Annotated in this window: 21 protein-coding genes and 1 pseudogene; 20 read left to right on the top strand and 2 right to left on the bottom strand. The window is 43.8% G+C overall.

Annotated features, from left to right (window positions below; genetic code table 11):
- Positions 1 to 81 precede the first annotated feature (81 nt).
- On the top strand, positions 82 to 204 hold the full coding sequence (locus BMX14_RS17075) for a hypothetical protein (protein ID WP_268993462.1): 123 nt from the start codon (positions 82 to 84) through the stop codon (positions 202 to 204).
- 356 nt (positions 205 to 560) lie between these two features.
- On the opposite strand, the gene BMX14_RS16675 is transcribed toward BMX14_RS17075, so the two are convergent.
- Entirely contained in the window at positions 561 to 716 is a 156-nt protein-coding gene (locus tag BMX14_RS16675; RefSeq protein ID WP_177173187.1) for a hypothetical protein, read from the bottom strand.
- Positions 717 to 1,268: 552 nt separating this feature from the next.
- On the opposite strand from BMX14_RS16675, the gene BMX14_RS15525 reads away from it, so the two are divergent.
- The 18 genes and pseudogenes from BMX14_RS15525 (at position 1,269) to BMX14_RS15455 (ending at position 8,831) form a co-directional block, all read left to right on the top strand.
- A complete protein-coding gene (locus BMX14_RS15525) occupies positions 1,269 to 1,625 on the top strand; it encodes a transcriptional antitermination N peptide (RefSeq protein ID WP_092678352.1) in 357 nt (118 codons plus the stop codon).
- Between the two features lie 2 nt (positions 1,626 to 1,627).
- Positions 1,628 to 1,792, top strand: coding sequence for a hypothetical protein (locus BMX14_RS16670; protein ID WP_177173186.1), 165 nt, complete (start codon positions 1,628 to 1,630; stop codon positions 1,790 to 1,792).
- A 336-nt stretch (positions 1,793 to 2,128) separates the two neighbouring features.
- Positions 2,129 to 2,413, top strand: a complete 285-nt coding sequence (locus BMX14_RS15520) for a hypothetical protein (RefSeq protein ID WP_092678350.1) — start codon at positions 2,129 to 2,131, stop codon at positions 2,411 to 2,413.
- Positions 2,414 to 2,692: 279 nt separating this feature from the next.
- Positions 2,693 to 2,791 (top strand): annotated as a pseudogene (locus BMX14_RS17205) (ead/Ea22-like family protein); the annotation flags it as partial.
- A 42-nt stretch (positions 2,792 to 2,833) separates the two neighbouring features.
- Positions 2,834 to 3,070, top strand: coding sequence for a DUF551 domain-containing protein (locus BMX14_RS17200; RefSeq protein ID WP_408011884.1), 237 nt, complete (start codon positions 2,834 to 2,836; stop codon positions 3,068 to 3,070).
- 207 nt (positions 3,071 to 3,277) lie between these two features.
- On the top strand, positions 3,278 to 3,670 hold the full coding sequence (locus BMX14_RS15510; RefSeq protein WP_092678346.1) for a hypothetical protein: 393 nt from the start codon (positions 3,278 to 3,280) through the stop codon (positions 3,668 to 3,670).
- A gap of 63 nt (positions 3,671 to 3,733) precedes the next feature.
- A complete protein-coding gene (locus tag BMX14_RS16665) occupies positions 3,734 to 3,886 on the top strand; it encodes a hypothetical protein (RefSeq protein ID WP_177173185.1) in 153 nt (50 codons plus the stop codon).
- A 290-nt stretch (positions 3,887 to 4,176) separates the two neighbouring features.
- Positions 4,177 to 4,329 carry a hypothetical protein gene (locus BMX14_RS16660; RefSeq protein WP_177173184.1) on the top strand — a complete coding sequence of 51 codons (153 nt, stop codon included), beginning with the start codon at positions 4,177 to 4,179 and terminating at the stop codon, positions 4,327 to 4,329.
- On the top strand, positions 4,326 to 4,940 hold the full coding sequence (locus BMX14_RS15505; protein WP_092678344.1) for an ERF family protein: 615 nt from the start codon (positions 4,326 to 4,328) through the stop codon (positions 4,938 to 4,940). Before BMX14_RS16660 ends, BMX14_RS15505 begins: the two co-directional genes overlap by 4 nt.
- Positions 4,940 to 5,419, top strand: a complete 480-nt coding sequence (locus tag BMX14_RS15500) for a single-stranded DNA-binding protein (protein ID WP_092678342.1) — start codon at positions 4,940 to 4,942, stop codon at positions 5,417 to 5,419. The genes BMX14_RS15505 and BMX14_RS15500 overlap by 1 nt, the downstream gene beginning before the upstream one ends.
- 44 nt (positions 5,420 to 5,463) lie before the next feature.
- Positions 5,464 to 5,871 (top strand): hypothetical protein, encoded by a 408-nt coding sequence (locus tag BMX14_RS15495; RefSeq protein ID WP_092678340.1) that lies wholly within the window; start codon positions 5,464 to 5,466, stop codon positions 5,869 to 5,871.
- Between the two features lie 41 nt (positions 5,872 to 5,912).
- On the top strand, positions 5,913 to 6,254 hold the full coding sequence (locus BMX14_RS15490; protein ID WP_092678338.1) for a hypothetical protein: 342 nt from the start codon (positions 5,913 to 5,915) through the stop codon (positions 6,252 to 6,254).
- A 24-nt stretch (positions 6,255 to 6,278) separates the two neighbouring features.
- Positions 6,279 to 6,668, top strand: coding sequence for a hypothetical protein (locus tag BMX14_RS15485; RefSeq protein WP_092678336.1), 390 nt, complete (start codon positions 6,279 to 6,281; stop codon positions 6,666 to 6,668).
- Positions 6,668 to 6,880, top strand: a complete 213-nt coding sequence (locus BMX14_RS15480) for a hypothetical protein (protein WP_092678334.1) — start codon at positions 6,668 to 6,670, stop codon at positions 6,878 to 6,880. Before BMX14_RS15485 ends, BMX14_RS15480 begins: the two co-directional genes overlap by 1 nt.
- A 244-nt stretch (positions 6,881 to 7,124) precedes the next feature.
- Complete coding sequence (locus BMX14_RS15475) at positions 7,125 to 7,451, top strand: hypothetical protein (protein ID WP_092678332.1); 327 nt, start codon at positions 7,125 to 7,127, stop codon at positions 7,449 to 7,451.
- Positions 7,452 to 7,826: 375 nt separating this feature from the next.
- Positions 7,827 to 8,153, top strand: coding sequence for a hypothetical protein (locus BMX14_RS15465; RefSeq protein ID WP_143056433.1), 327 nt, complete (start codon positions 7,827 to 7,829; stop codon positions 8,151 to 8,153).
- Between the two features lie 10 nt (positions 8,154 to 8,163).
- The gene (locus tag BMX14_RS15460; protein WP_092678326.1) at positions 8,164 to 8,376 is read left to right on the top strand and encodes a hypothetical protein; all 213 of its coding nucleotides are present in this window, start codon (positions 8,164 to 8,166) and stop codon (positions 8,374 to 8,376) included.
- Between the two features lie 260 nt (positions 8,377 to 8,636).
- Positions 8,637 to 8,831, top strand: coding sequence for a helix-turn-helix transcriptional regulator (locus BMX14_RS15455; protein WP_092678324.1), 195 nt, complete (start codon positions 8,637 to 8,639; stop codon positions 8,829 to 8,831).
- Here the strand turns inward: BMX14_RS15455 and BMX14_RS15450 are convergent.
- Positions 8,809 to 9,990: a tyrosine-type recombinase/integrase gene (locus tag BMX14_RS15450; RefSeq protein ID WP_092678322.1), complete on the bottom strand. Its 1,182-nt coding sequence runs from the start codon at positions 9,988 to 9,990 to the stop codon at positions 8,809 to 8,811. The genes BMX14_RS15455 and BMX14_RS15450 overlap by 23 nt on opposite strands.
- Before the next feature lie 353 nt (positions 9,991 to 10,343).
- On the opposite strand from BMX14_RS15450, the gene BMX14_RS15445 reads away from it, so the two are divergent.
- Positions 10,344 to 11,450 carry a YncE family protein gene (locus BMX14_RS15445; protein WP_092678320.1) on the top strand — a complete coding sequence of 369 codons (1,107 nt, stop codon included), beginning with the start codon at positions 10,344 to 10,346 and terminating at the stop codon, positions 11,448 to 11,450.
- The last annotated feature ends 32 nt before the right edge of the window (positions 11,451 to 11,482 follow it).

Raw genomic sequence — 11,482 nt, 5'->3', positions numbered from 1 at the left:
CCACAGCTATGCGAGCAAAGTTCTTCTATGCTACGTAGTTTGAATATTGTCTAGTCGCCATATCTATAATTGGAGGAATTCATGGACAAATCAAAGAGTATTGACCGCATGTTGACACTGGCTAACCGTCTAAACGAAATTGTTGAAGAAATGCAGGCACGTAAAGATTCAATACTTAGCGAAAGCACGCCTAAAGCTGCTTAACATCTAGTAGGTTGAAGACTTAATAATCATCTAATCCCGCTCCGGCGGGATTTTTTTCGCCCTAATCAAACAATATTGATCTACCCGAATTTACAACATAACTAATTGATTTTACTAATTATGTAATTTTTTGAAGCCGCCAAAAACCCCATTATTGATCGCACCTTTTCCCTGCCGCCTATCGCACCATCCATCCCTGAAACCTCTCAGCTATTCAGTCTTGCATTAACCCCGGTAAACAGATATTCTTAGCTTGTTGGAACTAAGGTATCTGTTTACCTGTGCTCTGGAAGTTTCCAAAACTTCCCCCTTATGAAGCACTGTTTGCAGCAGGGCTTTATTATTTTTAATCCTAATTAAATTTCATCGGATCCACAAATAGGGATGGGGAATACGCGAGATTTTTTCGGATAAACCTTCTTACCATTTTTATCAGTGATGTAAGTAAGATGACACATCCCGCCTGCAAGCGGGATTTTTTTCGCCCCTACCCCACCTATCGCACCATCCATTCCTGATACCTCGCCGCTATGTACTGTTTTAGATTCGCCCTCTCGCCAGATTGATCAATAAATATACAATCATCTACCCAATCGTGACATCAGTCACAGTATTAATCCGATTAAAGGCGCCTAATGCGCTTGCACGCTAAAAGAAACAACAACAGTACTCCTTAAATCATCAACTCTAGACTCGTCCTAGTCTAACCCACCCTCTCTGGTGGGTTTTTTTTCGCCTGTGAAAAATAAATCCACAATAAAATCAACATAAAGGATGTTTTTACATTAAAATAATCAACACGGTGTTGACTATGAAATCAACATGATGTTTAATTACACCATCGAAACGAAACATCGACTGCGAAACAAAGTGTTCGCGTAGTACCCATCGAAAGATGGCTCAATCGAGCGCTGAAAAGTGCAAATAACCAAAGCGTGAGTTTTGGGATAGTGACTAAGTGGAGCTAAGGACCGGGTAAAGCCGCTGGACTGAGAAACTTAGCGAGAGCGTCAGTATTGAAATAGGACTGACCACTATCACCAAAATTCATTCAGGAGGTAATTATGATTCCGGCACAGAATTTAAAGTCTACCGCCCGTACTCGCCGTGATGAGAAGCGTAAAGCTAAACAAATGGCTTTCGCAGCAGCTAACCCAACAATGGTTGGACGCAGTTATCAGGACATTGGCGAGACCATTACGCCAGTGCAGAGACCAGGCTACGAGCCTAAGCCGCTAATCCTAGTCGCAGCAGCAGCTAAGCGTCAGGTCATTGGATATAAGAATGGAATTATTCGGGCAACCTATCTCTATATGCACGAGTTTAAACGCAAGCCTGTAGTTGAAGGCTCAACGTGTTTGCAAGATGTCGGCCTATTTTTCGCAGGTCATCGTAAATCAAATCAAGTAACAGCGAGGTAAGTATGAAACTGAAAGAAATGCCAATTGAAGTAAAAGTTATAGCGGCAAACCTGCTAGCAAATCAAATACCAGTAAACGTGGATTTACTTGGGGGAAGGCGGATAGAGGAATCTAAAAAGATTGCTGACACTATCCGTAATGCTTTCGAAGAGTTATTTACCGATTAGCGATTATGAGTCTCTCTGAACCCATCAAGGAGATTCTCATATAACTCGTTAATCTCTCTAGCGGTAGATTGAGGGTTTGAGTAACTAATTTTACCCGCCCTAATAAGTTCGATAATAATCTGCTGAGCTGCGCCCGACTTGTTATTGCTTACAGTAATAGGTTCTGACATTTTTCATTTCCTTACTTGTCTGTGGAATAACCAATTTATCAGTTTCCTTTGTCTGTGGAAAGCAGGGAAAGCCGCGCATCCTGAGCGGCATATAAGAGCAGGAGCCTATTCTTGATGGCTGATTATTCGGTCATCGTAAATCAGTTTCAGTTAGTGCGAGGTAAGTATGGAAACGTGGGCAAAGTTATTTGAATCAAACGGTCGTCAGGTGTTAGTAACGAAAGAATACGATGACGAGGATGAGTCTCATAAATTAAGCGTGGCAATAAGAATAGAAGGTGCTCAAATCTCCCTCGGCCCGGTAATCAAGTGCGAAGACGCAGAGGGAGTGCTCGACAGGGTTTTTAATGCATTCAACCAAGAATCTGCTGATAATTTCACGCAAAAACTAGTTGGTTGCGAAACAGTGTACGAAGCAGTAAAAGCCCTAAATAGTGGTGAAGATGAATAACTATCTACTCACAACCTACCCTTACCAGACAAGGGTTAAGACAGAAAGTGAATAGCTTATTGAATAGATACAAGTCGCCTAGAGCGGCTTTTTTTATGGGTGAAATATGACGTACAACCAAAAGGTTTACTTAATTCTGGCAGCGGCACTTGTAGCGTTCTGGTCAACAGTTATCGGAATGCTTACTTGGGGTGTGATTAGTTATTTTAACGGGGGTTGTTGATGAACTTAGAGCAGTCAATCAAAGAGCATTTTACCCAGGCATCAAAAAACTCCGACATTGCAAGAGCAGCGGAGAAGTTGGTTAAGTGCAAAGGTCGCTATCATGCAGAGCTTAATTATAAAGCGCTTGCTGAATTGTTTGGGGTCACAGTTCCCACCGTTGAATTAGAATCGAAGTGGATTAAGTGTAGTGAACAGATGCCAGAAGTTAATGAAAACTGCTGGAGAACTGATTTTCCATTAATTATTAAGTGCGAGCTTGGCGTTATACCAGCTTATGCCTGTAATTATAAAATTAACGGCAAAACTGCTGAGGGTTTTAAGCAGAGCTTAAGATTTGGTAATGGGTGCGCTGATATGCCTAAAGAGGATAGAGACAATTTTATAGTTAATGTTACCCACTGGATGCCCATGCCAGAACCTCCCGCCGAGTAACCCCCTATAGCTCATTTAAGAGTGGGCTATGTGGCTTTTACTCAAAAAGATAACTCGAACTGAAAGGTTGCAGTTCAAACCTAATATTCCACCCTGACTGGAGGATTTATGTAATTTACTCAGCAGAAACAAATTGATGTGAACCGTTACGCCCTGCGCCGTCAGGGCTTTTTTATGTGATTAATCATGATGCCGGCAGGAGGATACATGCAGGAATTACCAATACCAAAATTCACTTGGACGCTTCACAAGGATTCAAACTTCTCCGTCCAGGTCGTTGGATGGCATAGCGGCAGATGTTATTCATGGAACGTCTATGCGAACATTTTTGACTCACATCCTCTATTCAATAGCACTGACGGAATCGAATCAATTCCAATGCACTGTGGCATAACTTACGACCAGCTCATAACGACAGGCTTTATCGAGAAAAAATATGACTGGCAGAAGGACTCACAGTATCGCGTTGTCGGTAGTGATTATACCCACCTGTATGACAACTATGAAGAGTGTGCACCATCTGACGGCATACCATACCCAATTCTGGTTGATGCAAGAGAGCTGATAGCGTATCTGCTTGGGTTCGAACCAAATAAATAGCAGCTAATGAGCTGCTTTTTTTACGCCCTCATATCAGCGCCTGTTCAATGAGTGGGCGGTTATATGACAACAACACTTAACGGAGTATCGCTAATGACCCTTAACGTCATCGGCGGCGTCATTGGCGCTGCTACCACTTACCTTAAAACTCAACTAGACCGCATCAAACGCTTTGTTAATGACGCGGCAAGACCTAATCGGGAGGCGTTTGCATGAGAATTTCACTAGAACGTCAAAAGATAACCATTTTCCGCAGTGGTGAGTTCCGAGTTTATCCTCGCTCACTGTCTGGTTGCGCGTTAATCATCAAGGATTTCTGGAGGTCCAAATGAATTTACCAGCACAAAGCAAAATCCCTCAAACGCCAGCAATGCACAAGGAGTGGCGCCGCTACTGCGTAATACGTGCAATTGAATGCAGGCGCTTAGGTAGTGAGTGGAAGGAGGCGAAGCGACATGCATTGATGTGCTCACTACTGGCTAAAGAAATATTACGAGGTAGTAATCATGTGGCGTGATAACGATAGAGAATTTTTCGCTGAAATAATGCCTCTGGTTAAGTCTGAAATTGAAGATATTCAGTACGAAGCTATCGACCTAGCAACCGAGAGAAATAATCCAGTGATTAGTGGGGCTGAGTTTGAGGGTAATTACTCATGAGTGTTTATAGAGCAATAAGCGCAGTAGCCAAGGATATGGCAGAGAAAGGCATCAGCAAGGATGGAGAGAACAAGCATCAAAGATTCAAGTTCCGAGGAATAGACCAGGTTTACAACGCTCTGGCACCATCTTTAGTGAAGCATGGGCTGTTAATTCTCCCTCGAATCATTGATAGGACTGTTACAGAAAGAGCATCAAATAGTGGCGGCGTATTATTTTATGTTGTCATTAAAGCTGAGTTTGATTTCGTTGGCGTAGAGGATGGCTCTATTCATACCGTCACCACTTACGGCGAGGCTATGGATAGTGGCGATAAGGCCACAAACAAAGCTATGTCTATCGCTTATAAATATGCAGCCTTTCAAGCATTCTGCATACCTACAGAGGAAACCGCAGTGGATGCCGATAGTGAAACTCACCATCCTTCACCACTGACATCAGACCAGATACTTTCTGAGTTTACCGCTCAAGCGACAGAGTGCGCTGACTTGGAATGCCTCAAAAAACTATACAAGCCAGCATGGAATAGTTTGGCTAATTCACTAGAACACCAGAAGAAATGCGAGGAAGTATTTCGGGTGCGAGGAAAAGAACTTAATAAGGCGGCGTAATGGCTAGTAAAGGCGTAAATAAGATGATCCTCGTGGGTCGATTGGGTCAAGACCCTGAAGTTAGATACGCTCCATCAGGGGCGTGTTTTGCAAATCTATCAGTGGCTACATCGGAGAGCTGGCGCGACAAGCAAACTGGTGAGCAAAAGGAGATTACTGAGTGGCACCGCGTAGTAATCAGCGGGAAGCTAGCGGAAATTGCGGGTGAGTATCTGCGGAAAGGCTCCGAAGTCTATCTAGAAGGCAAGTTGCGGACTCGTAAGTGGCAGGACCAGTCAGGTAACGACCGCTATACAACTGAGATTCAGGTAGGCATCAACGGAACCATGCAGATGCTTGGCGGTAAGCAGCGAGATAACGGCAACTCTAAAGGCAATAATAGCCCAAGCGATAATAGCGGATGGGGTAAGCCGAAGATGCCGCAATCCAATTCATCAAACGAACCACCGATGGATTTTGATTCAGATATCCCGTTTTAGCAGTCAGCAGTAACCACCATCCCCACTTAATTTAAGGACCACCCATGAACTTATCCGAGAAAGAATCGGCGGTATTCTCACGCCTATCACTTAGCCAGAGAGAAGAATTATCACGCTTTCCTGACGATTTACGCAGCAGAACTCTATCGACTCTTTCTTGGTCCCGTTCTGGTCAATGGGGAGAGGTAATCGCTAAAGCTAAATTTGGCGCTAACGTGATGTCGATTATCAAAACTGGAAAGGAAGTGGACTGGAACACAGGTTACACCGAGCAAGGAAAGTTGAGGGCCGAGAATAACAAAGCTGCATTTAAGCCTCCGTTACCAGAAAGCATGCTGGCAGAACGCGAAAGGAAGCGTGATGAAGAGGTGAAAGAGTTGGCTGAGGTTATGCGCCAGTCTGAAGGAATCGTCACATCCAACCTTAACGGTCGCGGCGGTTTCGGCGACTAACCCCATCGCCAAGGAAGGCTAACTTATATTGGAGAGTAGTAATGATTGCAGTGACTAAAGAGCAGAGAGAAGAACTAATTTCTCATGGAAAAGAGTTGATTGAAAGAATATCTGACCATGGGGATTCGATGTATCCATCAAGGACTATAAAGATTATAGAAATAGCCTTGGCAGCACTAACTGTAGAGCCCGTTAATCCAGCCGATTGCTTTGAGCCTGTTTATCTTTCCCCGCCAATTCCAGAAATAATATTCCCGGAGGTAAAAACTAGGGTAGTTGATGGCTTGCTAGATATTGCGAGGGATGTTGCATGGTGGGAATGTATAGATGAAATCAAACGGATAAACAAACTGGGAGAGCCATTAATGGCTTGGCGAGGATAGGCTAACTTATATTGGAGAGTAGTAATGATTGCATTAACAAAAGAGAAGCGTGAAGAGTTGGCTAACTACGCCAGAGCGCGGCTAGCATCCCATGTAGTACACGGTGGCTGTAGTGATGAAGAAGATATATTCAAGATAGCCCTAGTAGCACTAACGGCAGAGCCAGTCCTATATGCTGTAGATAGTGATGTCGAGGATAAAATCTATACTGCTTTATGTAATAAGCATGAAGTTGGGGCTTACCCACTTTACACCGCCCCTCCAGTGCCAGAGATTAAATTTCCAGAAAAACCTGATTACTCTGGGGATTTTACTTCTTTCAAAGACCCTGTAAGCGCATACAAAGACGGGGTAGTTGATGGGCATAGGTGGTATGAGAAGGCGTTAAAACGCCTAAACGGATTGGGGGAGTGATGGTTACTTTATCTGATGCCCAGCTTATTGATGATGTTATAGGAACATTGAAGCACCACGGTTGGAACGTAGATAGAAAATCATTACCAATGGTACTCCCAGTGATTATGACCAAGCTCAAAGCGCATAACGCCGTTGCGGAGTGTATGACCCGTTATTTACACGATCCTGAGCTCTTATTTATCGATATGGCGGCAAAAAGAAATGGATAAGCAAATTAAAGAGCGCGGCATTATCTGTGCTTTCATATTGATTATGCTGGCTATTGGAGGGACTATCAGGACATGATTCATATCGTAATTAGACGTCTTCGCAGGGATGTATGGAACCGAGAGGAAATAGTATCAGCTTATGCTGACAAGAAAGCAGCTACCGAATTCTGCAAAGATAAAAACTCAAAGCATGATGCTGTTCAGCCTTATATCTACAGTGTGACAAGTAAGAAGGTGAAGTGATATGAAAATAACAGATGAAGCACTAAATGAAGCGATCGAAGGGACAAGAAAGCTTGGTGATATTGGATTGCGGTTGACGTTAAAGGAGCTTCGCAAGCTGCGCGATGCGGATTCAATACCAAAAGGCTATGCACTGGTCCCGATTGCGCCGACAGAGGATATGGTCATCGCTGGATTTGAATCTAAGCCATCAGTATTCAACTCAAGCACTGATGAGTTAGAGAGATGCGAAGCGATGAGTGGGTGCGAAGAGGCTGCTCACCGGGCGAAATTGTGCTGGAAAGCGATGATTGGCGCTGCTTCGGAAGTGAAAATGGTAGGTAAATAATGGACCGTAGAATTGAAATAGTTAACCAGGCTATTGAGCTTGCTAATAGATTTTATCAGCATCACGGATACGTTAGCCGAGAATGGTTTAAATTCTGGCAATCTCCTCACCCTCAAGAAAGACTTATGTTCGAAATGGTATGTGAGGCCTTTGACTTAATTCAGGGTACCGAGCTAATGGATATTGTGAACGAACTGGAGGATGAAGGCTTGCTATGACAATCGGCTTCACCCTACTCCTAATCATCAACACTCAAGCATTACCCATCAATAACACAATCTACCCCACCCAATCACAATGCGAGCATCAGATAGATGCTATGAAAGATATTCAGCCTAAGTATGAGATTGTGTGTGGTGAAGTAAGAAGGAATACATGATGGCAACAATTAACTTTGATAACAAACTTGGGTTCGTAGAGTACAAGCCCGACCCCGATGATATCTGTAGTCTATGTGGAAACAATGCAGGTCGTGACCGCTTGGTGGAAGCAAAGAATGACATCAGAATTTGTGAGGGATGTATCGATGTTCTCACAGAAATAAAAGATGAGAAAATATCCAAGCGAAACGAAGCTGCCATATCTGAAATCATGGCTATTGAAGAAAAGATGCCTGACTCCTATACGCCTTACGAATTTGTATCAGCGATAGTTGAAGATATCCGAGCTGGGAAAGTATCAAGCCTTACATTCAAGTATTGAGGAAACCATTATGTACGCAGATATAGCAGACCAAGCTGACGCAGAAGCCGAACAGCACTTAAACGCAGCACTGGCGAGAAGAGTTAGACCTGAGCCAGCATCAGCCATATGTCGGAATGGAGATTGCGGCGAAACATCGGTACCCGGCACAAGTTATTGCTGTTGTGAGTGTCGTGAAGATGCAGAGAAAATTGCCCGCGCTAAAGTTTTTAACCGCCATTGAGGTGAATATGCACAACGAACTTGAGAGGCATATGCTCAAGCAAAGAAACGAGTTAGCTGAAACGCTAAATGAAGTTATAAATAGTTATCTAAGGAATGAAAAAAATATCGACCCAGTTATCTTGTCCAAAGCGTCAGAAATTCTTAAAAAGTACCCGCACGTTAACAGCAAGTAACCCCCCACCCTTAAATCAACTACCCCACTTCCGCACCGATAATCGGCGACATCGTCATGTCTGCGGGAAGGTAAAGGAGAATGCTATGCAAATTGAACAATTAGTCACTGAAAAAGAAGTTATGGCAGCACTTAACATCAAGTCACCTAACACTATGTGGCGATACAGAAAAGAATGCTGCTTCCCAGAACCTGTAAGGTCACATCCCAATCAGTACCGACCAGATCAGGTTAATAGATGGATAGCAAACGGCGGCTCTAAGCAGAAGATAGCTTCTTGACGTGCCAGAATATCTTATCAGCGTGAAGCTCGTACCCTTTCTTCTGCTCTTCAATCCAGTCATGCTTATTATAGACTGCCATTATCCCTCCCAAATCATGCCCCAGCATCCTCTCGGTGACATGGGGCATCACTCCCTGCTCAGATAATCGCGTAGCCAGTGTGCGCCTGAAGTCGTGCGCCCTCCAGTAACCAATATCCATATCAGAACGAATCCGCCCTATATAACGATTAGCCGACGATATCGTAATCGGCGTGGTCAGCGAGTCGCCGGGAAACAATACATCTTGGTAGGTAGTCATGGCTCTTTCGACGAAAGGCTCAATCTGCTCAAATATGGGGCGGCGTATGATATTACCCATCTTGCTTAACTCTTTCGGGATCGTCCATATCATTGATTCCAGGTCAAAGTGACTTTTAGTTGCCAGTCTCAATTCTGAGTTTCTAGCTCCCCAAAGCATTAGCATTTGGTGAAGGAGCTTATTCGCACTAGATGCCCTGCTCCTTTCGATTTTTAACCATATTTCTGCAAGCTCGTTATAGGTTAGAACTCTATCTCCGACTTTCGATGAAGAACCAAAATCTCGAGGTAAGAGATTCAATAATGAAGAAGATGATATAAGTTGACGTCTCACACACCAGTGAATAGCCGTTCTTAATTGACTAAGGACTTGCCTCGCCCTGCGCGGGTTCACTTTTTCTTGTTTAGTAAAGAAATCGACCCATTGTTTTGCGGTGATATCCTCGATAGGCACATTGGCGAAATGACCATCCATTATCTTGATTACCGTTGATTGGTAGAGGTTTTGTGTTTTAGGCCTGAGTTGCGTAATTACGTAGTTCTCGTACCAGTACGCAAGGCAGTCCTTTAGAGTTGCCCTTGAGCTGCACGTCTTTATGAAGTAGATTCGCGGGTCAGTGCCAGAAAAAAGTAGAACTTTCAACTCGTCAGCAATGTTTCGAGCGTCTTTTAGTGAAACTGAAGGGTAACGGCCGATACCTACCCGCTGGTATTTTCCAGACCAGAGGAATCTATATTGGAAGTTTAAAACTCCTTTAGGTGATATCCTTACACTAAGGCCATTAGCATCAGTTATCTCTGCAGGTCCACTGTACGGTTTACCTAAAATATTCCTGAGTTTAGTATCGTTAAGAGCCATTCTAGATTTGGTACACCCGATAAGTTGTAGTTGGTACGGATTTGGTACAAAATATCGCACGGAACAAAAAGGATAGCAAAGGAAAGTTCCGGATAAAAACGAATGTTATTTCCTCATATTATTCTACAAGCGACTGATTAAAAATAAAGATGAAGTATAATAGAGGAATATTCAGGATGAAAAAAGATTAAAAGCTACTACCTACCCTCCTATTAAGCGATTACGTGGTGTACGGTGAATCACGTAACTACTCCGTTAATCTTAACTATCACTTCTAATGTTCTAGAGGGGGGAAGCAGATCCCCCTCTTTCCCATTATTACTAGGTAAAACCCTAGCGAATAAGGAGTAAAAATGTTTACGACCAGACGTTCGTCTTCTCCCCTGTTAATCAGTGCATTAACTCTTGCTACCGTAATGATCAGTGGCTGTCAGTCTCATTCCACCTCAAAAATGACACCCCCACCGGCACCTAAACCGCCTACCGTTGCCACCTCTTCGGCGGTTCAGGAAAAAGCCATTGGTGAAGGATTGTATGAGATGGCACTTTTTGGTCCTTCGTCAACGCTATATGTCGCGAGCGCCCAAAGCTTTAAAAATGATAACGGTGGCGTACTGTATAAAGTTAATCCTACAACCCTCGCGGTTACTGGGTTAACCCACACCGATTTGAAAAATTTCGGGATGGCTAGCCAAGCGGGTAATGACTTTTTCTACACCACTAACTCGCTAGACGGCACAGTGTCGAAAGTGGACGTGAAGAGCGGCAAAGTGGTGAAACGTTTAGCGCTCAGTAAAAAGAACAGTAAAGGCGAAACAGATGGTGCTCGCGAACTACTGTGGGTAGGTAATGAGCTGTATGTGGGCGCAGTCGCTAACCCCGGTTATATCAGTGTTATCGATACGCGCACCTTCACCGTAAAAACCCGCATTACACATGCCGGAAAATGGGTGACTGGTTTACTGTATTCCCCTGCCACTCAACGCATTTACGCAGGGAATGGCAGTGGCGAAATCTTAGTGATCAATCCTAAAAGCCATCGGATTGAGAAGCGTTGGACAACGGGTGAGAGCAAAACGAATCTATTCTTAAACTTTGCTGAGGATGCCGCAACACATCGACTTTTTGTGACGGATAATTCGCAAGGTAAAGCGACTTATGTATTTGATGAGCTATCCGGAAAAGTAATCAAAAAAATTCCGGGTGATAGCTTAGGCATTAAGTTTAATGCACAGCGTAACGAGCTTTATATCAGTCAACGCGAATCCAAACAGGTACTGCGTGTCGATGCCACGACTTACGCAGTGAAACAGCAGTGGCGCTTTGCTGGGGCGCCTAACAGTCTGCTGCTCTCTGATGAGGGTAAAACGCTATTTGTGACAGTGAAGCAAGAGTTGAATAAAGACTATTCCGCTAAAGGCCCTGATAGTTTGGTACGTATCGACCTTTCAGCTCAATAACCACCTTAAAAAGGGCGCCTCAGGCGCCCGAT

The organism is Rosenbergiella nectarea, assembly GCF_900111105.1.
Taxonomy (GTDB): Bacteria; Pseudomonadota; Gammaproteobacteria; order Enterobacterales; family Enterobacteriaceae; genus Rosenbergiella; species Rosenbergiella nectarea.
Note: the sequence above shows the minus strand (reverse complement) of the source record. Positions and strands in the feature narration are given on the sequence as shown.